We start from the raw sequence: 25,276 nt of genomic DNA on the forward strand, positions 1-25,276 counted from the left end.
TTGCTAGTAAGGTAGTTGCCGCAAGCGCTTGGCGCTGATGACCTTGGTGTTCACGCCCATCCAGCCCAGGCCACCAAACAGCCGCGCGTGTTCGATCTTCACGCAGCGGTTCTGGATCACCTGCAGCCCGGCGGCTTCGGCGCGCTGGCCTGCGACCTCGTTGAACACGCCCAGCTGCAGCCACAGGCATGGGGCGCCGATGGCCGCGGCCTCCTCGGCCAGCGGCGGGATGTCCTCGCTCTTGCGAAAGCAGTCCACAATGTCGATCTTCTGCCCCTGCGCCGCCAGCGCCGCCGCCGCTTCGGTCACGCTGGCGTAGGCCGTCTCGCCCAGGATCTGCCCGCCCTCGCGTGCGACCAGGGGGTTGACCGGCACGATGCGGTAGCCATGCGCCTGCATGTACTTGGCGGCAAAGTAGCTGGGGCGGTGCCATTGGGGCGAGAGGCCCACCACCGCGATGGTGCGGCAGGCGGTGAGCAGGTGGCGCAGGGTGCTGATGGTGTCGGGGGTGCGGAGCATGCAAACAGTGTACGCATGCGGTGCGGGGGGCCTTGCGCCCCCAAGGGATGGGTCAGGCGGGCGACTTGTACTTGATGCTGCACCCATACGGCGCCGTTGTCGCCGCCGAAATCGGCTTGCCCGCCAGCGCTTCGGCCAGCCCCACCTTCACATAGTTGGTGGCCTTTTCGATGTCGGCCGGGCGGGCCGAGGGGATGCTGTCGATGCCGCCTGCGTACACCAGCACGCCCTGCGGGTTGACGATGTACAGGTGCGGCGTGGTGCGGGCGCCGTAGCGTTGGCCCACGGTGCCTTCCTCGTCCATCAGCATGGCGGTGGGGGCGGCCTTGCGCGTCTGCGCCCAGACCTGCAGTTGGGCGGGCTCCAGGTAGTCGCTGCTGGCTTTTTCGGTGGAGTTGATGGACAGCCACACCACGCCCTGGCCTGTGGCGTCCTTTTGCGTTGCTGACATGTTGCCGCTGTCGTAATGCTTTTTCACGAAGGGGCAGCCGGGGTTGGTCCATTCCAGCACGACGTGTTTGCCCTTGAAGTCCGACAGGCGCACGGTCTTGCCGCTGGTGTCTTTCAGTGCGAAGTCCGGCGCGGGCTGGCCCACGGTGGTGGTGGCCTGGGCGCCCAGCGCGATCAGGGCGGCGGTGGCAATCAAGGTGCGGCGAAGCAGCTTCATGGCGAGTCCTCCAGCGGGTTCAAAGGGGCGAAAGGGCGTCTTGTGCAGGCACACCTACAACGCCGCAATGGTGGCGCGCACCTCCTGCACGCTCAGCACCTCGGTCAGCACCACGGGCGGTTTGCCGGGCTGGTAGAAAACGTACACGGGCACGCCGCTGCGGCCCAACGCGGCCAGGGCGGCGGTGATGGAGGGGTCGCGGCGCGTCCAGTCGGCGCGCAGCAGGGCCACGTTCTTGGCCTGCAGGTCGGCGATCACGTCGGCATGGGCCAAGGTGGTTTTCTTGTTGTATTGGCAGGTCACGCACCAGGCGGCGGTGAAGTCCACAAACACGGGGCGGCCGCTGGCAACGATCTGTTCGGCCGTACCGGGCGCCCAGGGTTGCCAGCCGTTGGCGGCCGCCTGCGTCGATGGCGCAGAGGCCTGTGGGGCGGGCATGTTGGTGATGTGGGGGCCAAAGGCCCAGGCCAGCAAGGCCATGGCCGCCAGGGACGCGCTGGCCATCCACACCCGTGCACGGCCTGCCAGCGACAGCGCCCACACCACCAGCGACAGGCCCACCAGCAGGATCAGCAGCGCGCCCGCGCCATCAATGCCACTTTGCTGGCCCAGCACCCATACCAGCCACACCACGGTGGCGAACATGGGGAAGGCCATGAACTTGCGGAAGTGGTCCATCCATGCGCCGGGCCGTGGCAGGGCGCGGGCCACGGCGGGCACACAGCTCGCGGCCAGATAGGGGAGTGCCAGCCCCAGGCCCAGCGCCGCAAACACGGCCAGCGCCTGCGGTGCGGGCAGCGTGGCCGTGAGGCCCAGGGATGCACCCATGAACGGCGCGGTGCAGGGCGAAGCCACGGCCACGGCCAGCACGCCGGTGAGGAAGCTGTCGGCCACCGGGTGGCGTGCCTGCAGGCTGGCCACCGAGGGCGGCAGGAAATGCCCGAACTCGAACACGCCCGCCAGGTTGAGCGCAATCAGCGTGAACAGCGCCGCCAGCGAGGCCACCACGGCGGGCGACTGCAGTTGAAAGCCCCAGCCAATCGCCTCGCCCGCCGCGCGCAGGCCGAGCATGAGCGCGCCCAGCGCGATGAAGGACAGCACCACGCCCGCCGTGTAGGCCATGCCACTCACGCGGTGTGCACGGCGATCCTGCGCATGCTGGGTGAAGCCCACGACCTTGATCGCCAGCACCGGGAACACGCAGGGCATGAGGTTGAGGATGAGGCCCCCGAGCAAGGCGCCCAGCAGCGCGGCGGTGAGGGTGAGGGACGAGGCGCCGGAGCCCGCAGCCGGTGTTGTCGCCCCCCCTGCCTGCGCCGCATTCGCCTTGAGCGCGGCCTCCAGCGCGGGTGACACCGCAGCGACTGAAGCGCCTTGCGGCCAGGTGCCCAGCACCTTCAGCTCGGCGCGGTAGCCGGTGCGGGTGTCGGGGCCGGCGGCATGTGCGGGCGACTGCTCGGCCAGCACCACGGGCATCAGGTGGGGGCTGGCGCTGCGCTGGGCAGACACGGGAATTTGGGCGGTCCAGACACTGCCATTCCAGGCCTGCTTCCACTGCGCGGCGTTGTCGATGACTTCGGCGGTTTCGGGGAATAGGTCCAGGGTTTTGCCGCGCAGCGCCACGGGCAGGCCCTGCACGCTGATGTTCAGGGTGTGGCCCTCGGCGGCCAGCTGCGCCTGGCTGTCGGGCACGATGCCGGTGGTGCCCGCCAGCACCGGCCGGGGGTGGGCTTGGGCGGCGGCCTCGAACGCGGCGCCGCTCAATGCGGTGGTGCTCTGGATGGGCAGTTGCAGCGTGAATTCGCCCTCTTCGGGGATGCATTCCTTGCGGCACACCAGCCACGAGGCGCGCAGCTTGATGGTGGCGTCCTTGGCCAGCGGGCCGGGCGCAAAACTGCTGGCCACCGTGACGGGCACGGGCAGCAGCACCGTGCCTTCATAGCCGTAGTTGGCCAGCGTGCCGATGGGGATCTTCTTGGGCAGGGGCCAGGCGATCTCGCCCGCGTCCAGGCCGGCGGGCAGCGTCCAGGCCAGGTCGGTGGGCAGGCCGGAGTCACCGGGGTTCTTCCAGTAGGTGTGCCACTCGGGCTGGTGGGTGATCTGCAGGCCCAGCCACAGCGGTTGCCCGGGCGCCACGCCCTGGGGCGCATGGGCCAGCAGCTCGGCGCGCACATAGGGCGTGGTGACCACGCTGGTGCCCTGGCCGGTGGTTTTGGTGCTGAATTGGGCGTTTGCGCTTGTCCATAAAGCGCTGGCAGCTATCAAAAGCAGAGTAACTGCGAGGCGGGGGAGCAGGCGTGAAGGCATGGTTGCTGTGTGGGAGCAGGCGCGGCGCCGTTGGTTCCGGTGCCGGGCTGCTCCATTTCAATCAATGCGCCATTGTGCTGCGCGCTGCCCACCGCCCGTGAAACCGGCGCCGCGCAGGGCTTGGGCACGCTGGCAGGGGCCTTTGCCCGAACGGCTTGGGTCTATGGACCGTGAATGGGCATCACGGGGCGGTTGTTGCCCGGCTACTGGGTGTTCAGGCTCAATTCCGCCCGGGGCGTCCACTTGTCAGGCTGCTTGCCCGCCTTGGGCGCCGCCACGAAGAGCCGTTCGGCGGGCAGGTTCTGCGCCACCAGGTAGGCGCGGATGGCCTGGCCGCGCTGGGTGGCCAGCTCGGTGGCCGTGGCCTCGGTCGCGCTCTGGTGGGCCAGCAGCAGGGCTTCCATCTCGGGCACGGTGAGCTCCTTGGCCAGGCCGACCAGGTTGCGCGGCTTGGGCATGTCGGCGCGGCGATACACCTCCTTGAGCAGGGCGGGGTATTCGGCGGCCGAAACCGGGGCGGTGTCTGCCGGGTTGGCGCGGCGCTTTTCGGCCAGCACCCGCTGCTGCAGGCTTTCGCGCTGCATGCCTTCGCGCTCGTCCTGCAGGCTGGCCGTGCCGGTCACGGTGATCTTGAGGCTGGGGCGGTCGGCCAGGGCCTTGACCACCTTGCCCAGGTTCTGCTGCGCCTCGGGCGTGAGGGTGGCGCTGCCGGGGGCGAAGGGCACTTGGCTCATTTCGTCGCCACCGCCGAAGGCGCTCGCCAGCAGGCTGAACGGGGCGGTCAGCGCCTTGCCGATGAGGTTGACGATGATCTTGAAGATCACGGGGCCGACGCGGAACTGCGGGTCGTTCAGCGAGCCGCTGATGGGCAGGTCCAGGTCGATCACGCCCTGGCGGTCGGCCAGCAGGGCCACGGCCAGTTTCACGGGCAGGCTGTTGGGCGCGCCCTCCACGGCCTCGCCAAAGGTCAGCTGGTGCAGCACCAGCCGGTTGCTGGCCGTGAGCTGGCCATTGGGCAGCACCTTGTAGTTCACGTCCACGCTGAGCTTGCCGCGCTCGATGCCATGGCCCGCGTACTTCACCGAGTAGGGCGTGAGCGGGGGCAGCTCCAGGTCGCGCACCTTGCCGGCGATGTCGAGCGCCAGCGGCTGGGCCAGGGGGTTGAGCTTGCCGATGATCTCCAGCGAGGCCGAGCCCTCGGCGCGGCCGCGCAGTTCCAGGTCGGCCAGCACGGGCTCGCCCCCGGGGGCTTCGGACGAGAACGCGCTCAATTTGCCGGTCAGCTCGGACAGGTCGGCCGAGTAGTTGGGCTTGATGAAAAAGTCGGAGAACAGCACCTTGCCGTTGACCAGGCTCACGGGGCCGAACTGCACCACCGGCGCCAGCGGGTTGGCCTGGGCCACGGCGGCTGGAGCGGGGGCAGACGCCGCAGGCGCGGCGGCTGCCGCCTGCGGGGGGGCGGCCGCGGATGCGGTGTTGGCCGTGGCGCTGGCCGCGTTGGCGGCGCGGGCCTCTTCGGGCGTCTTGGCGATGTCGCTCAGGTTGATGCGGCCGGCCTCGTTCACGGTGATGCGCGCAAAGAAGTCCACCAGGCTGGTCTCCTTGACCTCCACACGCGGTGCGGTGCCGGGGGCCGTGGCCACGGCCAGGCCGCGCAGGTTCAGGCTCTTCCAGGCCAACAGTTCCTCGCCCACCTGGGCTTCGGTCTTGGGGGTGAAGGCCGCCGTGCTGTTGGCCTTGAGGTCTTCGACCACCGCATCACCCGCCAGGCGCAGGCTGACTCCCTTGTCCGACTGCGCCACGGCCACCTGGCCCCGGTAGCCCACGTCGGCGCGCAGCAGCTCCACCGACAGCTGGCTGGCCAGGTAGCCGTCCAGCGCATGCAGGGGCAGGCGCGTGGCCTCGAGCTTGCCCTGGGTGGCCAGGGGTTGCAGGGCCAGCGTGCCCTGGTAGTCGATCTTGCCGGGCGCGGCCTTGGCGTTGCCCTTGCCCGGCGCGGCCGCACGGGCCGTGAGCGTGAAGGCCTCGGGCTTGCTGCCGTCGCTGGCCAGGTTGCGCGCGGTGATGCCCAGCGCGCTCACTTCCAGCGACACGGGGCGCGGCTGGGCGTTGTCGGCGAACGCAACGGTGCCGCCCTGCAGCGAGAAATCGGCCACGCGCAGCTTCCAGGGCGGGGGGCTGCTGGCCGTGGAGGCGGCGGAGGGGGCGTCGGTGGCGGGCGGGGTTTTGAGCCAGCGCTCGAACATCCAGCGCCCATCGGCGCCGCGCTCCACCGTGGCCTGGGGCTGGCTGAGGGCCAGGCGCTCCAGGGTGGCGGTGCGCGCATCCAGGGGCACCTGCACCCCGGCCAGTTCGAGCTTGCCCAGGCTGGCGAGCAGGGTCTTGCCCTGCTTGACGGCCAGTTGCTCCAGCGCCAGAGGGCCGGCCGTGAGCGTGACGCCGGTGGCGCCGGCCTGCGCGGCTGCTGCTGTGGGGGCTTGCCACAGCACACCCACATCGCCGCTGAGCTGGCCGGTCACCGTGGGCTCCAACGCCTGGGCCAGGTAGGGGGCGGCCAGCTGCAGTGCCAGCGCGTTCAGGGTGGTGTTGACCTGGGCCTTCTGGTCGGTGGCTTCGCCGGTGAAGCTGAGTGTGCTGCCCTGCAGTTGGAGCCCGCCTTTGAAGGTGACGGGCTTGGCGTTCTCTTGAGCGAAAGGCAGGGCGAGGTCGGCGGCGTCCAGCGTGAGCTCGGTGGCCTGCAGGGCGGCTGCGGGGCGCGTGGTGGCGTCGGCCCAGCGCAGGGTGCCGCCGCGCACGGCGGCGGTGGCCACTTCGAACGTCCAGGCGGGGGCGGCTGCCTTGGCTTTGGCTTTGCCCGTGGAGGCGGAGGACGCTGGGGCGGAGGCTGTGCTGGCGCCAACCACAGGCGACGAAGCAGGTTCAGCAACAGATGCGGGCGCTGCAGGCGCAGTGGCTTTGCCCTTGGCGGGCGTTGAAGGCTGCGCTGGCGGTGCCAGTTGCGCCAGGTTGATCTGCCCTGCCGCATCGCGCGTGGCGGTGACCACGGGCGCGGTCAGCTCCACATGCTGCAGGCGCACCACCTGCTCCAGCGGGCGCACATCGGCCATGTCGATCTTCAGGCGCTCGTAGCTCAGCAGGTCGGCACCTTGGCGGTCTGCGATGCGCACGCCGCTGGCCTGCACGGTGCCGGTCAGCTTCACGGCCATGCGCGGGTGCTGTTCAAAGGCCACTTTCACGTCCGCATCCAGCGTTGCGCCCTGCACCTTGACGGGCAGGTTGGCTGGCAGATAGCCCAGGTAGGGCGCCAGGTTCAGCCCGTCCAGGCGGATCTGCGCGTCGGCCTGGCCGGTTTGCGCAAACGGGGTGCCCTGGGCGGACGAGTCGAACCGGCTGCCATCCAGCGCGAACGCCAGGTGGGGCTCCACCTTGACCTCGCGCTGCGAGGGCAGGGTGCTGATGAAGGGCACCTTGAGGGTCAGGTCGCGCACCGTGTGGGTGGCACCCACGGTGTTGTCGATGAAGTCGATGCTGCCGCCCGTGAGCGCCAGGTTGTACAGCGCCAGGCGCGCGGGGCCGGTGTCGGGTTCGCCCGTGGGCGCCGTGACCTTGGCAATGATGTCGTCCACGTCGTAGCGGCCATCACCCTGGTGCGTGATGCGCAGCACGGGGTTCTCGATGGTGAACGCGTCCACCACGGGCGCCAGGCGCAGCAGCGACTGCAGCTCGCCATCGGCATAGATCCGGCCAATGGTCAGCTGCGGGGGCGCACCGTTGGCGCCCGCCACGGCCACGTCACGCAGTGCGAATTCCAGGCTCCAGGGCTGGAAGTCAATGCCTCCCACCGTCACCGGGCGGCCCAGTTGTTCGGAGGCGATGCGCTCCAGCGGGCCTTTGAGCAGCGGCGGGACGGCCAGCCAGGTGAGCAGCCACAGCCCGATCAGGCCCGCCAGGGCGCGGACAGCAGGGCGAAACCAGCGGTGCTGGCGCAAGGAGGCAAAGGAGACGGAGCGCAGGGAGATCGGCATGGCGGCAGGCAAAGGTGGGCGCCGCGGTCCTGGGGGGCTGGCGAAACACCAGAGAGGCCGCGCGCGCGAGCCGCCTATTGTCCGCCTTGTGCGTCAGCCGGGGTAAGCCATTGCAACAGGCGGGGGATGGCGGTTCACGATTGTTGACAGTGAGGGCAGACGCCTGTTGCTTTGCTTACAGGGCAAAGCCCAGCACCACCCGGCGGGTGGTGGCGCTCTTCTTCTCGATTTTCGTCACCACAATGTCCCCGATTTCCGATGTGTTGGCCACATGCGTGCCGCCGCAGGGCTGCAGGTCGACCAGCGGGGCATCCCCCTCGCCCCCGATGCGGATGGTGCGGATGCGGCCCGTGCCGCGGGGGGGCTGCACGCTCATGCTCTTGACGAGGGCGGGGTTGGCGTCCAGTTCCTCGTCGCTAATCGAGGCCACCGTGAGCGGGTGCGCGGCGGCCGCCAGGGTAGCGATGGCAGCGGTGAGCTGCTCCTTGTCCAGCGGGTCGGTCATCGCAAAATCGAGCCGCGCATAGTCGGGTGTGATGGAGCAGCCGTTGACCAGCTGCGGCACCACATGGCACAGCAGGTGCGAGGTGGTGTGCAGGCGCATCATGCGGTGGCGGCGTTCCCAGTCGATGCGGGCGGTGACGGCGGTGCCCGCCGTAAGCTGCGCCACGCGGTCTTCCTGTCCGGGGGCGGGGACATGCACGATGGCGCTGGTGGGGTTGCCGTCGGCATCCTTGCCCTTGCGCGTGTCGGCGACGGTGATCGCGGTGCCGCCCTCCAGCACCAGCACGCCGCTGTCGCCCGCCTGGCCGCCGCCCAGGGGGTAGAACACCGTGCGGTCCAGCACGATGCCGGCGTCGGTCACGGCGGTGATGTGGGCGCTGCATTCGCGCAGGTAGGCGTCTTGGCGGAAGAGGTCGTGGGTCATGCGGCGATGGTAGCGGGCCGGGCGCCGCGGCGCTTCGGTCAGCGCGTGGGCGCATGGGCGCGCTCCGTCGCCGCTGCGACTACCATCACGCCATGACCGCTGCCGCCGTGCCCCCCTCCGCTTTGCCCGTGTTGCCCTCGCGCTTCTGGGCCGACCTGTCCACCCGCGACTTTGCCGCGCTGCACAGCGCGGGCCAGGCCGACCAGGTGGTGGCCGTGCTGCCCGTGGCGGCCGTCGAGCAGCATGGCCCGCACCTGCCACTGTCGGTGGATGCCACGCTGCTGCAGGGCGTGATCGACGCCGCGCTGCCCCTGCTGCCCGCCGGCCTGCCGGTGCTGTTTTTGCCCCCGCAGAACGTGGGCCTGAGCCCGGAGCACATCCGCTTTCCCGGCACGCTCACGCTCTCGCCCGCCACGGTGATCGCGCTGTGGACCGAGATCGGCGAATGCGTGGCCCGCGCGGGCGTCAAAAAGCTGCTGCTGTTCAACGGCCATGGCGGCCAGGTGAGCGTGATGGACATCGTGGCGCGCGAGCTGCGCACGCGCTGCAACCTCATCGTCTACAGCGCCAGCTGGTTCAGCCTGCCGCTGCCCGATGCGGTAGCCGGGCAGTTCAGCGCGCAGGAGCACCGCTTTGGCATCCACGCGGGCGAGATCGAGACCTCGATGATGCTGCACCTGGCGCCCGGCACGGTGCACATGGCGCATGCGCAAAACTTCCGCTCCACCTCGCAGGACCGGTCGGAGCGTTACGCCATCCTGGGCAACGGCAAAACCGCCAAGCTGGGCTGGCAGATGCAGGACTACCACCCGGCAGGCGCGGTGGGCGATGCCGCCGCCGCCACAGCCGGCAAGGGGCAGGCGGTGGTGCAGGCAGCGGCGGGGCAATTGGTGGCGCTGCTGCAGGAGCTGCAGGCGCTGCCGCTGTCGACCCTGGTGGATGGCGTGGGGCCGCTCTAGCCCGCGTGCGCCCCATGTCCAACACCAAGCTGCCTTCCTTCAAGTTCCTGATCGGTTTCGAGGCGGCGGCGCGGCTGGGCAGCTACTCGCGCGCGGCCGAGGAGCTGTGCGTCTCGCAGTCCGCCGTCAGCCACCAGATTGCACAGCTGGAGCAGCAGATCGGCCAGCCGCTGTTCCGGCGCAAGGGGCGGGGCGTGGAGCTGACCGTGGCGGGCAGCCTGCTGCAGGACAGCGTGGGCAAGTCGCTGGAGCAGATCCGCAACGGGCTCAGCCGCATCGACACCTACCTGGACGAAGGCCTTGTCACGCTGGTCTGCCCCGCGCCGATTGCCAGCGGCTGGCTGCAGCCGCGCCTGGACCTGCTGCTGCAGGCGCACCCCGCGCTGTGCCCGATCATCTCCGTCGACGAAAGCGCCCGTTTCATCGACGAGCTGGACGTGGACATCGCGATCACCCGCGAGCCGTTGCGCCAAAGCGGCGTGCTGGACATGCCGCTGCTCACCGACGCGCTGGTGGCCGTGGCCGCACCGGGGCTGGCCGACGGCGCCGGCCTGCTGTGCCTGGAGGAAGACCTCACCAGCGACCGGATCGGCCCCTTCATCCGCGCGCACTGGGGCCACCTGCGCAAGACCGCCATCTACGACGACCCGCGCCTCGTGCTGGACGCGGCGCTGCGCGGCCGGGGCGTGGCGCTGGTGTCGCGGCTGCTGGCCGACGAGGCGTTGCGCAGGGGGCAGCTCGTGCCTCTGGCGCAGTACCCAGCCCTGCCGCTGGGCACCGTGTGGATCTCATGCACCGAAGGCGCGCCGCGCCTGCCCCTGGTGCGCGAGGTGTTCGACAGCCTGCTGCAGTTTGCCCAGGGGGGCCGTGCGTCCGCTGATTTTGCTAATACATGAGCTGCATGGATCAATTTCGTTAAAAAACATCAGTTGTGTGGATGGTTGGCGCTCCGCAAAATCGGGTTTCTTTGTTTCGTAACCCTGGTTTGCATGACAACTCGACGCACTCTCCTCGGCCTGGGTGGCCTGGGACTTTTCAATGGACTTTTGAGCGGCTGTGGCGGCGGCGATGACCCTTCGGACCCTTCCGTGCCCCTGCCCACGCCTGCCCCGCCGCCTGCGCCCGGCACTTCCTGGCAGATGCCGGACGAAGGCAGCGCCCAGCGCGCCATCTGGATGGCGTTTGCGGCCCGCGAGTTCATCTGGTCGGGCGAGCTGCGCACGCCGGTGCACCAGGCGCTGGCGCGCATTGCCAATGCCATCAGCGTCTACACCCCGGTCAAGATGCTGGTGAACCCGGCCGACGCGGCCACGGCCCGGCAGCTGTGCGGCTCCAATGTGCAGCTGATCGAGCACGCCATCGACGACCTCTGGATGCGGGACACGGGCTGCGTCTTTGTGCGCAACGCCCGGGGCGAGCGGGCCGCCGTGGGCTTCAACTTCAACGGCTGGGGCAACAAGCAGCCCCATGCCCGCGACGCCACGGTGGCCGCCCGCATGGCCGAACTGGCGGGCGTGCCCCTGCTGCGCAGCCGCCTGGTGCTGGAAGGCGGCGGCATCGAGGTCGATGGGCAGGGCACCGCCCTCATCACCGAGAGCTGCGTGCTCAACGAGAATCGCAACCCCGGCGTGAGCAAGGCAGCGGCCGAGGACGAACTCAAGCGCCTGCTTGGTCTGCAGAAGATCGTCTGGCTGCCGGGCATTGTCGGCCGCGACATCACCGACGGCCACACCGATTTCTATGCGCGCTTTCTCAAGCCGGGCGTGGTGGCTGCGGCGCTGGACAACGACAGCCGTTCCTTTGACCATGCAGTGACCCGGCGCCACCTGGAGCTGCTGCGCCAGGCCACCGACGCGCGCGGGCGGGCCCTGCGGATCGTGGCCCTGGAAACACCGAACCAGGTGCGCCCGGCGTATGCTGGCAAGGAGTTTGCGGCGGGCTACGTGAATTTCCTGCTCACGGACAAGGCGCTGTTCCTGCCCCAGTTTGGCGATGCCGTGGCCGACCAGGCCGCCCGCGCCGCGCTGGCGGCCGAGCTGCCCCAGCACCAGATCGTGCAGCTCAACATCGACGCCATCGCGGCGGGCGGGGGCGGCATCCACTGCACCACCCAGCAAGAGCCCGCCTGATCCGTGCGGATTTCCCCGGACCTGCCCGGATCTTCATGAGGAGCGTGACCCCTATGCTTTTTTCCCCCACCCGCCGCCACCTGCTGGGCGGCCTGAGCCTGGGCCTGGCGCCCTGGGGCTGGGCCGCGTCTGCGTCCGTGGCGGATGCAACCCCCGCCGGGGCGCAGGACACCTGGCGCATGCCCGACGAGGGCGACCCGCACCAGGCCACCTGGATGTCCTTCGGCGCCAGCGAAAAGGTCTGGGGCCGGCGCCTGCTGGCACCGGTGCGCGAGCAACTGGCCGGCATCGCGCGCAGCATTGCCGCGTTCGAGCCCGTGCACATGCTGGTGCGCGAGGACGAATACGACCTGGCCAGCCGCCTGTGTGGCAGCCGCGTGCAGCTGGAGGTGCAGCCGGTGGACGACCTCTGGATGCGCGACACCGGCCCGGTGTTTGTGCGCAACGCGGCGGGCCAGTGGGGCGGCATCGACTTCAACTTCAACGGCTGGGGCGGCAAGCAGGCCCATGCGCGCGATGCCGGGGTGGCCGCGTATGTGACCGAGGCCGCAGAGGCGCGGCGGCTGCGCACCCGGCTGGTGCTGGAGGGCGGCGGCATCGAGGTGGACGGGCAGGGCACGGCCATCATCGCCGAGAGCTGCGTGCTCAACGCCAACCGCAACCCCGGCCTCAGCAAGGCCGCCTGCGAGGCCGAGCTGTCGCGGCTGCTGGGCCTGCGCAAGATCATCTGGCTGCCGGGCATCGCGGGCCGCGACATCACCGACGGGCACACCGACTTCTACGCGCGCTTCGCCGCGCCCGGCGTGGTGGTGGCGGGGCTGGACGAAGACCCGGACTCGTACGACAGCGCCGTGACGCGCCGCCACCTGGAGATCCTGCGCAAGGCCACCGACGCGCGCGGCCAGGCGCTGCGCGTGGAGGTGCTCAAGGCGCCCAGCCGGGTGCGCAGGCGCTTCGAGTCGGACGAATTTGCGGCGGGCTACGTCAATTTCTACGTGTGCAATGGTGCCGTCATCGCGCCGCAGTTTGGCGATGCGCGCGCCGACGGCAATGCCCGCGCGCTGCTGCGCGAGCTGTTCCCGCAGCGCGAGGTGGTGCAGCTCGACATCGACGCCATAGCCGCAGGCGGCGGGGGCATCCACTGCACCACGCAGCAGGAGCCGCGCTGAGGCTCACGTTGGGGGCTCCCAAGGGCCGGGCCTCGGTACGTGCCGGGGCATCACAGTGAATATGCTATCAATTGGATAGCTGTTTGCGCTTATCCAGCGGGCGCTAGGTGCCAAGAAGGCTTGATGTTTCGCTCACGCATGCGTTATCCACCCTGCATGCTCCGCATCGTTCAGGTGCGGCAAGGTGTTGAAGGTCTGCAGCATCAGCCGCTTGGGCGAGACCGAGAACTCGGTCACCGCGCTGTTGCGGATGCGCATGTTCAGCGCAATCGTCACCTCGGGCGCGGTGCCCAGCACCTCGCCCACGGCGGCGGAGATGGGGCCGCCGCTGCTCACCAGCAGCACATTCTGGCCCGCATGGTGGTGGCGCACATGGTCGAGCGCGGCGCGCACGCCGGCCGCAAATTCGTTCCAGCTGGGCATGCCCTGGGGGCTGATGACCCCGGCCATCCACTGCGCCAGCGCGTCGCACAGGATGCGGAAATGCTGGCGGTACAGCTCGGGCGTGTCGGCCTTGCCCAGCGGTTGGGGGTGGATGGCGGCGATGAGCGCGTGGCTGTCGTACTCGTTGAGGCCGGGCAGGCGCAGTGCCTCGGGGGCGGCGCCCAGGCCTTCCACAATGCCGTCCAGCGTCTGCACATGGCGCTGCAGCGTGCCGGTGATCACGGCGTCAAAGCACTGGCCGCGCTCGCGCCAGAACTGGCCCAGCCGCACCGCCTGCTGGTGGCCGGTGGGGCTGAGCTGGTCGTAGTTTTCTGCGCCAAACGAGGCCTGGCCATGGCGCACGAGGTAGAGGGTTCCCATGCGGCGGATTGTGATGACCCCCGCGCGTGGCGCTTGTCGCACTTGCGACCGGTGCTATCAATTCGGGAGTTTTGATGCTGCACTGCAGCAGTGGAATGCCCGCTAACGCAGCAGCATCAGCCACACCGACAGCCCGCACAGGGCGCCCAGGCCGATCACGATGGCGCGCCCTTGCCAGCCGCCGCGTTTCCAGTAGTGGCCCAGCCAGCCCTGGTCCCAGGCGCTGTCATGCATGTGCATCTGGGGCAGGCGGCGGATGATGTCGCGGCGCAGCGCTTCTTCGTCGAACAGGGCCTCGCCGTTCAGGCGCAGCGGCACGGCGCCCAGGCCGATCAGCAGCTGCTGGCGCGTGCAGGTGACCTGGTGGGCCGGGGCCTGGTAGTGTTTCTTGCCCACCCGGGCCTGCACCTGTTCGCCGTCGGTGCCAATGCGGATGCCCTCCAGTGCCTTCAGCCTGCGCCGTGCGGCCACGGACATGGCCAGCGGCAGCAGGGCCAGCGCGGAAAGAGCGTAGGGCAACCATGCGGGGCACGCTTTGCCTGGCGCGCAGTCCTGTTGGTAGAACTGAGGCCATATCCAGTACAGCATGACCCCCACGGCCACCAGCGCTATGGCCTCGGTGACCAGCAGCATGCGGCGGCGCGTGCGGGTGCTGCCGGGCAGCGCCTTCACCATCGTCACGCGGCCGCGCTCGGCGGTGGGCGACGGGGGTGTGGTTGTGGTCGGGGCGGGGGCCGGGTCGCCATCCTCCAGAATGGTTTCGGCGGGGTCGTTGCGCCACGCCGTGCCGCGCAGCTGCCGCAATTCGCCCGCCTTCCAGGCCAGCCACACGCCCACCAGCATCAGCAGGCCCATGCCGGACAGCAGCAGCGTGGGCAAGCGGCCCGCCCACTGGGCCTGGTTGCGCGCCGCCTCCAGCTCGGCCTGGAAGCCGGCATCGCCAAACGGCCCGAGCACGCGGCCGTACAGGTCCAGCCGGCGCACCAGGAAGTGGGTCATGTCGGTGAGCAGCATGTGCTGCTGGAACAGGGCGATGGCGTTCGGGTCCTGCTTGGCGGCGAGCGGAATCACGCGGTCGGGCTGGAGCTGCGGGCTCATGAGCAGCAGGTCGGCGTTCTGCATGCTGGTGCCGGCCACCAGCACCCACAGCTGCCCGCGCGGGTCCTGCGCCATGGCAAATGGGAACGCGCGCCCGGGCCGCAGGTCGGGGTGGGCGATGGGGTGCTGCTGCCGCACCGTCTTGCCGTCCGGGCCGGCGCGCAGCTGCAGGATTTCGTGGCGGTTGGTGTTGGCCACCCACATCGCGTCTTTGACCTGCAGGGTCTGGTTGGGAAAGCGCATGCCCTCGGCCTCGGTGCGCGCGAGGGCGTAGCGGTCCGTGATCGCATCGCGCCGGTACACCAGCACCCGGTGGTGGGAGGCGTCGGAGACGATGATTTCCGATTCGTCGTCACTCACCCGCACCCAGCGGTAGCCCCGGCGGCTGTCCAGCTCGGCCAGCTCCACGGGCAGGCACAGGCGTTGCCGCAGGTCGCACCGGTGCACGCGGCTGTCGTCATGCACCCAGGCCACATGCTCCTGCGTGAACTGCAGGCTGGTCGGGCTGTCGGACAGTTTCAGTGCGGCCAGGGGGATCTGCTGCAGCCGCCGGCCCGCGGCATCGAACTGGTGGAGCGCGCCGTGGCTTTCGAGCCACAGTGTCTCGCCCTGCACGGCGGGCAGCCGGGGTCCGAAGGGGCCGGGGGCGGACACGCCCCGGTAGACGAACGCGAGAATCAGCAGGCACTGCAACGCGATGACCGCGCGCAGGCCCCAGCGGTAGCCGGACGGTGCTTGGCTTGCCATGGACACTCCCTCAACGGATTTGTTATGTCACGGCCGCCGTGGCGGCGGCCGTGCGAGGGGCATTGTCCAGCAGACTGTCAGTGCTTGGCGAGGGTGTTTGCAAACATGGGCGCATCGACGTTGCCGCCCGTCAACGCCAGGCCCACGTTCTGGCCCTTCAGGGCATCGCGCTCCTGCAGGGCGGCCGCCAGAGCGGCGGCGCCCGCGCCCTCGGCCACGTTGTGCGTGTCGGTGAACAGCGCGCGCATGGCGGCGGCCACTTCGGCGTCGCTCACCTGCACGATGTGGTCGATGTGTGGCGCCATCACGGCCAGGGCCTCGGGGTCGGCCACGCGGCAGGCCATGCCGTCGGCGAGCTGGGTGGTCACCGGTGCCTCCACGACGCGTCCTGCTGCCAGCGAATCGGCATAGGTGGTGGCGTGGCGGCTGACCACACCGACCACGCGCACGGGGTGCTGCAGCGCCCGCTTGGCGGCGATGGCCGAGCACGCGCCCGAGCCCTGGCCGATGGGCACGTACACCACGTCCAGCTGCGGCACGGCGCGCAAAAATTCCCACCAGTAGGTGCTCACGCCCCGCAGCAGGTCGGGGTGAAAGCTGGGCACCATGTGGGCGCCGCGCTGGGCCGCCAGTTGAATAGCGTGCTCGCGGGCTTCCTGGAAGTCGTCGCCATGCTCGATGAGCGTGACGCCCAGGGCGCGCATGGCGGCGTTCTTTTCGACCGAGTTGCCACGCGGCACGACGATGGTGCAGGCCACGCCGTGGCGGCGCGCGGCCCAGCCCATGCTCTGGCCGTGGTTGCCGCGTGTGGCGCTGATCACCTCGGCGGGCAGCGCGCCGCGCTGGGCCAGTTGGTCAAAGTAGGTCAGGCCGCCCCGGATCTTGAACGCGCCCACGGGCGTGTGGTTCTCGTGCTTGAGCCAGCAGTCGGTGCCCAGGCGTTCGCTGAGCAGCGCCCAGCGGTACTGGGGCGTGGCGGCAAAGTCGCGGTACACCACCTGGGCGGCGGCTTCGATGTCGCCCAGGGTGGGCAGCAGGGTGGCGGGGTCGAGGCGGGTGTTCATGCGGCGGCTTTCTTTTCAGTCAACAGTTTGAGGGCGAGCAGACCGAGCACGGTGCCCATGAAGTAGCGCTGGGCGCGCATCCATGCGGCATTGCGGTTGAGGAACAGCGCCACGCGGGCGGCGAACAGGATGAGCAGCGCATTCACGGCCGCGCTGGTGGCGATCTGCACGCCGCCCAGCGTCAGGCTTTGCAGCAGCAGCTGGCCGCGCTCGGGGTGCAGGAACTGCGGGAAGAACGACAGGTAGAACATGGCCACCTTGGGGTTGAGCAGGTTGGTCATGAAGCCCATGAGGAACAGCGTGCGCGGGCGGTCGTGCGGCAGGTTGCGTGCCTCGAACGGCGCCGCGCCACCAGGCCTGACGGCCTGCCAGGCCATCCACAGCAGGTAGGCGGCGCCGGCGTAGCGGATGGCATCGAACGCCAGCGGCACGGCGGCGAGCAAGGCGGTGAGGCCCAGCGCCGCCGCCAGCAGGTGCACGCCAAAGCCCAGCACCACGCCGGCCAGCGAAATGAGCCCGGCACGCGGCCCCTGGGTGAGGCTGCGCGAGACGCAATACACCATGTTGGGGCCCGGCGTGAGCACCAGCACCAGGGCGGCGAGTGCGAAGAGCAGCAGTTCCTGCAACGAAAACAGCATGGCGGTTTACTCCTGAGAGGTGACTGAGGTGAGGGTGACGGGGCCCCGTGGCGTGCGGAGCTGGGCGGAGAGGCGCGGTGCGGTGCCCGGCGTGGCGAGGACGGAAGCGGCCACGCCCACGGCGGTGCACGCGGCCTGCAATGTGGCGGCTTGCGGGTGCTGCAGTGCAAGCTGCTCCAGTTGCACGCCGCTGGCAGGCAGGCTGTCGCAGGGGTGCGCCGGGCCCCACTGGATAAGGGTGGGCAGGCAGCCGTCCATCAGGCGCAGGCCGTCGTCCCGCACGGTGATCTGCCATTGCAGCACGCCATGGGGCGTGGGGCGGCTGGCGGTGACGACGGCGCCGCGATCAATGTCCAGCGCTGACAACGCGGTGCACGCGGCAGCCACGTCGGGCACGCTGGCCACCCAGTGAATGAGCTGGGGGCCGTGTTGCGCCACATGGCCCTGCAAATTGGCGTCATCCATGTCAAACCAGCGCCTTGCGCTAGTGGATATTGCCTTGGATGCTCCTGGGTTGATAGCAATGATCTCCAGGTAAGCGCGAGGATGCGCCGGGCTGGAGACGTTGAAGATGCGGTTGTGCGTGCCCATCAGCGGGTGCTCGCCACCCGCCGTGGGCGTGACCCCCAGCGTGCGCTCACACCAGGCCACGCCGCTGGCCAGGTCGGCCGCGAGCACGACGAGGTGGTCCACGCAGGGGGCGTTGGCGATGCGCGTCACAGCAGCACCTCGCCGGCCATGCAGGTCACGCTGCTGCCGCCGACCCAGATCGTGCCGCCGTCCTGCTCCACAAACACGCGCCCGGCGCGGCCCAGGCAGGTGCCCTGGCTGGCCACGTACTGCGCGGGGGCGAGGCCTGCGCCGATGAGCCATTGCGCCAGCGCGGCGTTCAGGCTGCCGGTCACGGGGTCTTCGGCCAGGCCGTTGTTGCCGGGGAAGAAGGCGCGCACTTCAAAGGCGATGCCGTCGGCATCGGTGCTGCCGATCACGCCGACCTTGCCGCGCGGTCCGACCACGCCCACATCGAGTTGGCCGAGGAGGCTGGCGTCGGGCTTCAGGGCCAGCACCTGTGCGCTGCTCGCCAGCATCACGCCGCGCCAGTTGGGGCCGTTGTCGCACCAGGCGTGGTGCAGGATGTCGGAGCGCGCCACGCCCAGGCCGCGTGCGATCAGCGCTACATCGTCTTCGGCCAGTGGGCCGTTTTTTATCAGGGGCGGCGCGGCGAAGGCCAGGCGATCGCCGTCCTGGCGCAGCGTGACCAGGCCCACGCCGCATTCCTGCACCACCTGGCCCGCCACCTGCGGTTGGCCGCCGGCCTTCAGCCACGCATGGCAGCTGCCCAGCGTGGGGTGGCCCGCGAAGGGCAGCTCGCGCCCGGGGCAGAAGATGCGCACGCGGTAGTCGGCCCCGGCGGCGCGGCCTTCGGCGGTGGGCGGGAGCAGGAAGGTGGCCTCGGACAGGTTGGTCCAGTTGGTGTACGCCTGCATGGCCTCGGTGGACAGGCCGGAGCCGTCCAGCACCACGGCGAGCGGGTTGCCGCGGTAGGGGGTGGCGGTGAAAACATCGACTTGCTGGAAGGGGCGTTGGTGCATGGTGGTCACAGTCCTGGGGGTCAAACAATGTGGTGAAGGCGGCGGCCGGGCACGCCGGGGGCTCACCGGGGTGTGGCCCGGTGTGCCAAGGGGTTGTTGTGGCCCGGCGCTCTGGCGAGGCCGAGGAGAAAAATCAGCCGCTGGGGCGTGGTGCGGGGCGGCGCGGGCTCATAGCAGCACCGTGCCTTCGATGCAGGTGACGGCGCGGCCACCCACCCACAGCTGGTGGCTGTCGTCCTGGCGGATGTGCACGCGGCCCGCGCGGCCCAGGCATTCGCCCTGGGCCACCAGGTAGCTGCGGGGGGCCAGGCCGTCGGCAATCAGCCACTCGGCCAGGCCGGCATTGAGGGTGCCGGTCACCGGGTCTTCGGGGTTGCCCATGGGCGCGGCAAAGGCCCGCACCACGGCGCCCGGCTGGCGGGTGTTGCTGGCCGTGGGGCTGACGTGGATCACGCCCACGTCCTGGCCCAGGTCCTTGAGGCGCGCGTGGTCGGGGTGCAGGCCCAGCACGGTGTCGGCGCTGTCCAGCAGCAGGCCCAGCCACACGGGGCCGTTGTCGAGCAGCTGTGCGCCCAGAATCTGCTGCGGGCGCAGGCCCAGGGCGCTGGCGATCAGCGGCACCAGGGCCGGGCTGGGTGCGCTGCGCTTGAGCGGCGGCGCGGCAAACGCCAGGGTGCCATCTGCCTGCGCGATGCGCACCATGCCCAGCGCGCATTCCTGGATCACCATGCCACTCTGGCGTGGCGCGTTGCCGGTCTGGAGCCAGGCGTGGCAAGTACCCAGCGTGGGGTGACCCGCAAAGGGCAGCTCGCCGTTGGGGCTGAAGATGCGCAGGCGGTAGTCGGCCCCGGCCGCGCGCCCGGCCTCGGTGGGGGGCTGCAAAAAGGTGGTTTCCGACAGGTTGGTCCAGGCGGCAAAGCGGCGCATGTCGCTGTCGCTCAGGCCTTCGGCATCCAGCACCACGGCCACGGGGTTGCCGTAGCCGGGGCGGTCGCTGAAGACGTCGATCTGCTTGAAGGGGCGCTGGTGCATGGCGGTATGCGGTCAGGAGAGGGGTTGGTCCAGTACCCCGCGTGCGCCGGGGCGGGTGCTGACCAGGTTGTACCACCGCTCCAGGTGGGGACGTGCGGCGCGGTCTTGCGGCAGGCCCCACCAGCGGTGGATTTCGCAGCCCACGGGGATGTCGGCCATGGTGAAGCGCTCGCCCGCCATGAAGGGCTGGCGCGCCAGGTGGGCGTCCAGCATCGCCATCAGCGGCTCGGTCAGGGCGACCGAGGCGGCGATGAGTGCGTCATTGCGCTGCGCGGCGGGCGTGCGGATCCACTGCAGGAAGGCATCGCGCCCGGCGGGGTTGAGCGTGGTCTGCTGCCAGTCCATCCACTGCTCGGCGGCAAAGCGCGTGGGCAGGTCTTCGGGGTACAGGCCGCCCGGCGCATGCCGGGCGCACAGGTAGCGCACGATGGGGTTGGACTCCCACAGCGCCACGCCCGTGTCCTCATCCTCGATCAGCGGCACCAGGCCATTGGGGTTGAGGCCCAGGTAGCGGGCCTCGCGCACGATGCCGAACTTGCCGCCCGCGTCGGTGCGCTGCAGCGTGATGCCCAGCTCCTGCGCGGCCCACACGACCTTGCGCACGTTGATGGACGACAGGCGGCCCCAGAGCCTCAGCATGCCGGATCAGCCCTTGTGGCTGCGGATGGCGGCGGCCAGCGCCGCGATGCCGGTGGCGATCTGCTCAACCGTCGAGGTCACGAACGACAGGCGCAGCGTGCGCGGGTCGGCGTTGTCGGCATAGAAGGCCGCGCCGGGCACAAACGCCACGTTGCGCTCCACGGCCTGGGGCAGCAGCTCGATGGCGCTCATGCCTTCGGGCAGGCGCACCCACAGGAACATGCCGCCGTCGGGGCGGTTCCAGTGCACGTCCAGGCCCTGCATTTCCTTCGTCAACGCGGCCAGCATGGCCTCGCACTGCTCTTTGTACAGCGCGCGGATGGTGGGCACATGGCGGTCCAGGAAGCCGTCCTTCATCACCTCGGCCACCAGGCGCTGGTTGTAGCCGGGGGTGTGCAGGTCGGCGGCCTGCTTGGCCTGCAGCAGCTTGGGGTACACGGCCTTGGGGGCCACCACAAAGCCCAGGCGCAGGCCGGGGGCCAGCACCTTGGAGAACGAGCCCATGTAGATGCAGCCGTCAGGGTTGCGGGCCGTGAGCGGCTTGGGCGGCGGGTTGTCGAACCACAGGTCGCCGTAGGGGTTGTCTTCCACCAGGGGCAGGTTCAGCTCGGCAGCGGCCTTCACCAGCGCGGCGCGGCGGGCTTCGCTCATGGTGCGGCCCGTGGGGTTCTGGAAGTTGGGCAGCACGTACAGGAAGCGCGCCTTGTCGGCACCGGTGCCCACCTTGGCTTTCAGGTCGTCAATGAGCACACCTTCGTCGTCGCTGGCCACGGCCACCACGCTGGGCTCCATGGGCGTGAAGGCCTGCAGCGCGCCCAGGTAGGTGGGGGTTTCGACCAGCACGCGGCTGTTTTCGTCGATCAGCACCTTGGCGATCAGGTCCAGCGCCTGCTGCGAGCCGGTGGTGATCAGGATCTGGTCGGCGTCCACGTCCCAGGGCAAAAAGTCGGCAATCGCCTGGCGCAGCGGGCCGTAGCCTTCGCTCGCTGCGTATTGCAGTGCGCCGGTGCCGTCGTTGGCCAGCACGGCGGCCGAGGCGGCGGCAAAGGCCGACACCGGGAAGGTCTTGGGCGAGGGCAGGCCACCCGCCAGGCTGATGATGCCGGGCTTCTCGGTGACCTTGAGGATTTCGCGGATGACCGAGGGGTTCATGCGCTCGGCACGGCGGGCCAGGGTCCAGCTGCTGGTGGATGGAAGGTCGTTCAGTTTCACTCTCGTCTCCTGCGGGCGGCCGCCTGGGCCGCTACGGTTGCAAAGTTGTCGTCAAAAAATGGGTGTGCAGCAGCCCTGGTGGGCGCTGCGGCAGAAGGTGTGAATGAGTCCGGCGTGGCCGAGCGAGCCGCTAAAACGTGCCCCATCAAGGCGCAAAGCGCAGCCATAGCTCGGGCCATGGCGAGTATTGGCAACGCCGAGGGGGTGCGTTTTAGCGGGACGAGCGGTCATGGCGGGTTCGTTCACACCTTCTTAGTCCACGATGAACAGGGTGGCGCCCTGTGGCGATGTGGACCGATGGGGTTCTGCATTGTCCGCCACCTGGTAACTCATGCCCGCTGTCAGGGTGAACTGGCGGCCGTCGGCCAGCTCGGTGTGCAGCGCGCCGCTCAGGCACAGCAGCACATGGCCTTTGACGCACCAGTGGTCTGACACGTAGCCCGGCGTGTACTCGACCATGCGCACGCGCACATCGCCAAACTGCTGGGTGCGCCAGAACGCCTGGCCGGCCTGGGCGGATTTTTCTTCGCGTGGCACGGCGGCCCAGTCGGTGGTGGCAAAAGGAATGTTGTGCATCTTCATGTGGCGGGCCTTTGTGCGGTGTGGACGGGCATTCTCTTGCCAATGAACACCGTGGCAATCACGGCAACGGCGAACACCAGGGTGACGGCATCGAGGTGCTCGCCCAGCAGCGGCACGGCAAACAGCAGGCTCAGGAAGGGCTGGATGAGCTGGATTTGGCTGACCCGCACGGCGCCCAGCGCCAGGGCGCGGTACCACGCGAAGAAACCGATCCACATCGAGAACAGCGCCACGTACAGGAAGCCCGCCCAGCTCATGGCCGCGATGCGGGATGGCACGGCCGGGGCAAACCACCAGGCCACCGGCAGCGTGAGCGGCAGGCTGCACACCAGCACCCAGCAGATGACCTGCTCGGCCCCCAGGCGGGGCGTGAGGCGGGCCCCGCCGATGTAGCCCAGGGCGCCCGTGGTCATGGCAATGAGCAGGTAGATGTTGGCCGCGCCCAGGTACAGGCCGCCTGCCCGCCACACCATGAAACCCAGCACCAGCCCGCTGCCCAGCACCGCGCAGGCCCAGAAGCCGGCCGAGGGCCGCTGCCGATACCACAGCGCGCCGAGCAAGGCGGTGGACAGCGGCAGCAGGGCCGTGACCACGGCGCCGTGGGTGCTGGGCACATGGCGCAGCGCCAGCGCCAGGAACAGCGGGAACCCCACGATCACGCCAAAGGCCGTGATGCCCAGCAGGGGCCACTCGGCCCGGGCCGGCCGGTTCAGCCGCCCCTGCGCGTGCTGCCACAGCAGGTAGCCGATGGACAGCAGCCCCGCCACGGCGGCACGGCCAAAAGTGACGAACCAGGGCGAGAGCTGGGGCGCATCGGTGGAGCCCACCGCCAGCCTGGTCATGGGCAGGGTGGCGGCAAACAGCGTGACGCCGACCAGGCCCCAGAGCAGGGCTTCTTTTTCCTGGGCACGGTTCATAGCGTGAGCATCCAATAGGCGGTGAGCACCAGCACGAGCGCCAGGGCACGGTTGAACCACAGCAGGCGCTGGCCCTGGGCCAGCCACTGGCGCAGCAGCGATCCGACCAGGGCATAGACAAAGTTGCTGGTGAACGCAAACACCACCATCACGCCGCAGATGATGGCCAGGCGCTCGCCCGGGTTGGTGGCGGGCTGCCCGGCGGCATTGACCACCCAGCCGGCGCTGAGCGTGAGCGCCAGCATCCAGGCCTTGATGTTCACGAACTGCAGGCCCACGCCCTGCCAGAAGGTCACGTTCAGGCGCGAGGTGTCGATGGCTGTCATCTGGCCCGCACGGCTGAGCTTGAACGCCAGCCAGAGCATGTAGGCCACGCCCAGCAGTGTGACGGCCCAGCGCAGCGCGGGCACGCCGGTGATGAGGGCGCCCAGGCCCAGGCCGCTGCCCAGCATCAGCAGCGTCCAGCCGGCCGGCACGGCCAGGCAAAAGCGCAGGGCGCGCTGCAGGCCCAGGTTGGCGGCCAGCGCGGTGGACAAGGTGGTGTTGGGCCCCGGCGAAAAGCTCATGGCGGTGCAAAACAGCAGCAGGGTGGTGAGTTCGGCGGCGCTCATGGTGGGGAGTGTTCGGGGCGGACTTGTGGGTTGCGTGGGTTCAATGTAATCTTGCAAACCAATACATCACCAGTACAGTCAGTCAGCGCAGTGCTGAATCTGTATTGGTTGCGAAGACAATACACCGCCCGGGGCCTTTGCCATGCTGATGAAATCCTCCACCCAGTCGCTCACCGAGCAGTTATCGGCCCGGATCTCCGAGCGCATCCGCAACCGCCTGCTGGCGCCCGGCGCGCGCCTGCCGTCGGTGCGCCAGTGCGCGCAGCAAAACGGGGTGAGCCCGTCCACCGTGGTGGCGGCCTATGACCAGCTGCTGGCGCAGGGGCTGGTGGAGGCGCGCAAGAACCGGGGCTTTTTTGTGCGCGAAAGTGGCCGTGCCGCCAGCGCGGCCGAAGACGAGGGCGCCCTCCCTGTGGACCCGGCGCTGGAGAGTGCTGCGGCCAACTGGAGCACGGCCCACTGGTTTGCTGCGCGCGCCGCCGGGCGGGGTGCGCGCGGGGTGTCGCCCGTCAATGCCACGGCGCTGATCCGGGGCATGTTCCACAAGGTCAGCGACAAGCCGCAGCCCGGCATGGGCGTGTTTCCGCCGGACTGGCTGGAGTCCACCTTCATGCCTGCGGCCGTGCGCAAGGTGACCAGCTCGCGCGCCCTGCAGGATTTTTCGCTGCAGTACGGCGAGCCGCTGGGCGACGCCGGCCTGCGCCGCCTGCTGGCCAAGAAGCTGGCCACGCTCAATGTGCACACCGCGCCCGAGCACATCATCACCACCGTGGGGGCCACGCATGCGCTCGACATCGTGAGCCGCACCCTGCTGCGCCCGGGCGACCCGGTGATGGTGGAGGAGCCCGGCTGGGCGGTGGAATTTGCGCGCCTGGCCGCCCTGGGCATGCACATCCTGCCCGTGCCGCGCCGCGCCGACGGGCCCGACCTGGAGGTGATGGCCAAATACTGCGAGGTGCACAAGCCCAAGCTCTACGTGAGCGTGAGCGTGTTCCACAACCCCACGGGCTACTGCCTCACACCGGGCAGCGCGCACCGCATCCTGCAGCTGGCCAACCAGCACAACTTCCATGTGGTGGAGGACGACACCTACAGCCACATCGCGCCCGAGCACGCCACGCGCCTCACGGCGCTCGATGGCCTGCAGCGCACCATCTACGTGAGCGGTTTTGCCAAGATCCTCGCGCCCAACTGGCGCATCGGCTACCTGGCCGCACCGCCCACGCTGGTGGAGCAATTGCTCGACACCAAGCTGCTGGCCACGCTCACCACCCCCGCGCTGCTGGAAAAGGCCCTGGCGCTGTGCATCGAGCAGGGCCAGCTGCGCCGCCACGCCGAGCGCATCCGCACCCGGCTGGATGCGGCGCGCGCGCGCAGCGTCAAGCTGGCGCTGGGCGCGGGTTGCACGTTTGCCGCCGAGCCCGTGGGCCTGTTTGGCTGGGTGGAGACGGGGGTGGACACCGATGCGCTGTCGCAGCGCATGCTGGACGAGGGCTACTTGCTCGCGCCCGGTGCGCTGTTCCATGCCGAGCGCAAGCCCAGCACGCTGATGCGCATCAACTTTGCGACCACGCAGGACGCGGCGTTCTGGCGCATCTTCGAGCGCGTGCGGGCGGAGCAGGGGCGGTGAGTAGGGG

At 69.6% G+C, this 25,276-nt stretch carries 22 protein-coding genes; 5 read left to right on the forward strand and 17 right to left on the reverse strand.

The features are described 5' to 3' along the window. Positions 1 to 3: 3 nt before the first annotated feature. The 5 genes from DBV10_RS16880 to DBV10_RS16900 all read right to left on the reverse strand — a co-directional run bounded on the left by DBV10_RS16880 (position 4) and on the right by DBV10_RS16900 (position 8,446). A complete protein-coding gene (locus tag DBV10_RS16880; RefSeq protein ID WP_124514748.1) occupies positions 4 to 519 on the reverse strand; it encodes a CoA-binding protein in 516 nt (171 codons plus the stop codon). 52 nt (positions 520 to 571) lie between these two features. Next, positions 572 to 1,186, reverse strand: coding sequence for a thioredoxin family protein (locus DBV10_RS16885; protein WP_124514749.1), 615 nt, complete (start codon positions 1,184 to 1,186; stop codon positions 572 to 574). Between the two features lie 54 nt (positions 1,187 to 1,240). Next, positions 1,241 to 3,493: a protein-disulfide reductase DsbD gene (locus tag DBV10_RS16890; RefSeq protein ID WP_199740134.1), complete on the reverse strand. Its 2,253-nt coding sequence runs from the start codon at positions 3,491 to 3,493 to the stop codon at positions 1,241 to 1,243. A 203-nt stretch (positions 3,494 to 3,696) separates the two neighbouring features. Next, a complete protein-coding gene (locus DBV10_RS16895) occupies positions 3,697 to 7,518 on the reverse strand; it encodes a DUF748 domain-containing protein (RefSeq protein WP_124514750.1) in 3,822 nt (1,273 codons plus the stop codon). A gap of 175 nt (positions 7,519 to 7,693) precedes the next feature. After that, positions 7,694 to 8,446, reverse strand: a complete 753-nt coding sequence (locus DBV10_RS16900; RefSeq protein ID WP_124514751.1) for an alanyl-tRNA editing protein — start codon at positions 8,444 to 8,446, stop codon at positions 7,694 to 7,696. 92 nt (positions 8,447 to 8,538) lie between these two features. Between DBV10_RS16900 and DBV10_RS16905 the strand changes: the two genes are divergently transcribed. From DBV10_RS16905 to DBV10_RS16920, 4 genes are all read left to right on the forward strand, one after another. Further along, a complete protein-coding gene (locus tag DBV10_RS16905; protein ID WP_124514752.1) occupies positions 8,539 to 9,405 on the forward strand; it encodes a creatininase family protein in 867 nt (288 codons plus the stop codon). Positions 9,406 to 9,419: 14 nt separating this feature from the next. After that, entirely contained in the window at positions 9,420 to 10,301 is an 882-nt protein-coding gene (locus DBV10_RS16910; RefSeq protein WP_124514753.1) for a LysR family transcriptional regulator, read from the forward strand. A 192-nt stretch (positions 10,302 to 10,493) separates the two neighbouring features. Then, the gene (locus DBV10_RS16915) at positions 10,494 to 11,534 is read left to right on the forward strand and encodes an agmatine/peptidylarginine deiminase (protein WP_370451190.1); all 1,041 of its coding nucleotides are present in this window, start codon (positions 10,494 to 10,496) and stop codon (positions 11,532 to 11,534) included. A 53-nt stretch (positions 11,535 to 11,587) separates the two neighbouring features. After that, on the forward strand, positions 11,588 to 12,703 hold the full coding sequence (locus DBV10_RS16920) for an agmatine/peptidylarginine deiminase (RefSeq protein WP_124514754.1): 1,116 nt from the start codon (positions 11,588 to 11,590) through the stop codon (positions 12,701 to 12,703). A 132-nt stretch (positions 12,704 to 12,835) separates the two neighbouring features. Here DBV10_RS16920 and DBV10_RS16925 read toward each other — a convergent pair whose 3' ends face one another. The 12 genes from DBV10_RS16925 to DBV10_RS16980 all read right to left on the reverse strand — a co-directional run bounded on the left by DBV10_RS16925 (position 12,836) and on the right by DBV10_RS16980 (position 23,639). Further along, on the reverse strand, positions 12,836 to 13,507 hold the full coding sequence (locus tag DBV10_RS16925; protein WP_124514755.1) for a histidine phosphatase family protein: 672 nt from the start codon (positions 13,505 to 13,507) through the stop codon (positions 12,836 to 12,838). Between the two features lie 102 nt (positions 13,508 to 13,609). Next, positions 13,610 to 15,352 carry a hypothetical protein gene (locus DBV10_RS16930; RefSeq protein WP_124514756.1) on the reverse strand — a complete coding sequence of 581 codons (1,743 nt, stop codon included), beginning with the start codon at positions 15,350 to 15,352 and terminating at the stop codon, positions 13,610 to 13,612. A 77-nt stretch (positions 15,353 to 15,429) separates the two neighbouring features. Further along, complete coding sequence (locus tag DBV10_RS16935; protein WP_124514757.1) at positions 15,430 to 16,416, reverse strand: threonine dehydratase; 987 nt, start codon at positions 16,414 to 16,416, stop codon at positions 15,430 to 15,432. Further along, positions 16,413 to 17,054: a LysE family translocator gene (locus tag DBV10_RS16940; RefSeq protein ID WP_124514758.1), complete on the reverse strand. Its 642-nt coding sequence runs from the start codon at positions 17,052 to 17,054 to the stop codon at positions 16,413 to 16,415. Before DBV10_RS16940 ends, DBV10_RS16935 begins: the two co-directional genes overlap by 4 nt. A gap of 6 nt (positions 17,055 to 17,060) precedes the next feature. Then, on the reverse strand, positions 17,061 to 17,774 hold the full coding sequence (locus DBV10_RS16945) for a VOC family protein (protein WP_199740136.1): 714 nt from the start codon (positions 17,772 to 17,774) through the stop codon (positions 17,061 to 17,063). Continuing rightward, positions 17,771 to 18,646 (reverse strand): PhzF family phenazine biosynthesis protein, encoded by an 876-nt coding sequence (locus DBV10_RS16950; protein ID WP_124514759.1) that lies wholly within the window; start codon positions 18,644 to 18,646, stop codon positions 17,771 to 17,773. Before DBV10_RS16950 ends, DBV10_RS16945 begins: the two co-directional genes overlap by 4 nt. Positions 18,647 to 18,814: 168 nt before the next feature. Then, positions 18,815 to 19,678, reverse strand: a complete 864-nt coding sequence (locus DBV10_RS16955) for a PhzF family phenazine biosynthesis protein (protein ID WP_124514760.1) — start codon at positions 19,676 to 19,678, stop codon at positions 18,815 to 18,817. Between the two features lie 12 nt (positions 19,679 to 19,690). Further along, on the reverse strand, positions 19,691 to 20,317 hold the full coding sequence (locus DBV10_RS16960) for a glutathione S-transferase C-terminal domain-containing protein (protein WP_124514761.1): 627 nt from the start codon (positions 20,315 to 20,317) through the stop codon (positions 19,691 to 19,693). A gap of 6 nt (positions 20,318 to 20,323) precedes the next feature. Beyond that, positions 20,324 to 21,529: a PLP-dependent aminotransferase family protein gene (locus tag DBV10_RS16965; protein WP_124514762.1), complete on the reverse strand. Its 1,206-nt coding sequence runs from the start codon at positions 21,527 to 21,529 to the stop codon at positions 20,324 to 20,326. A 252-nt stretch (positions 21,530 to 21,781) separates the two neighbouring features. Next, entirely contained in the window at positions 21,782 to 22,111 is a 330-nt protein-coding gene (locus DBV10_RS16970) for a DHCW motif cupin fold protein (RefSeq protein WP_124514763.1), read from the reverse strand. Further along, positions 22,108 to 23,028: a DMT family transporter gene (locus DBV10_RS16975; RefSeq protein WP_124514764.1), complete on the reverse strand. Its 921-nt coding sequence runs from the start codon at positions 23,026 to 23,028 to the stop codon at positions 22,108 to 22,110. The genes DBV10_RS16970 and DBV10_RS16975 overlap by 4 nt, the downstream gene beginning before the upstream one ends. Continuing rightward, a complete protein-coding gene (locus DBV10_RS16980) occupies positions 23,025 to 23,639 on the reverse strand; it encodes a LysE family translocator (RefSeq protein WP_124514765.1) in 615 nt (204 codons plus the stop codon). Before DBV10_RS16980 ends, DBV10_RS16975 begins: the two co-directional genes overlap by 4 nt. A 142-nt stretch (positions 23,640 to 23,781) precedes the next feature. On the opposite strand from DBV10_RS16980, the gene DBV10_RS16985 reads away from it, so the two are divergent. Beyond that, on the forward strand, positions 23,782 to 25,269 hold the full coding sequence (locus tag DBV10_RS16985; RefSeq protein ID WP_124514766.1) for a PLP-dependent aminotransferase family protein: 1,488 nt from the start codon (positions 23,782 to 23,784) through the stop codon (positions 25,267 to 25,269). Positions 25,270 to 25,276: the final 7 nt, after the last annotated feature.

Source organism: Acidovorax sp. FJL06 (assembly GCF_003852545.1).
Taxonomy (GTDB): domain Bacteria; phylum Pseudomonadota; class Gammaproteobacteria; order Burkholderiales; family Burkholderiaceae_C; genus Acidovorax.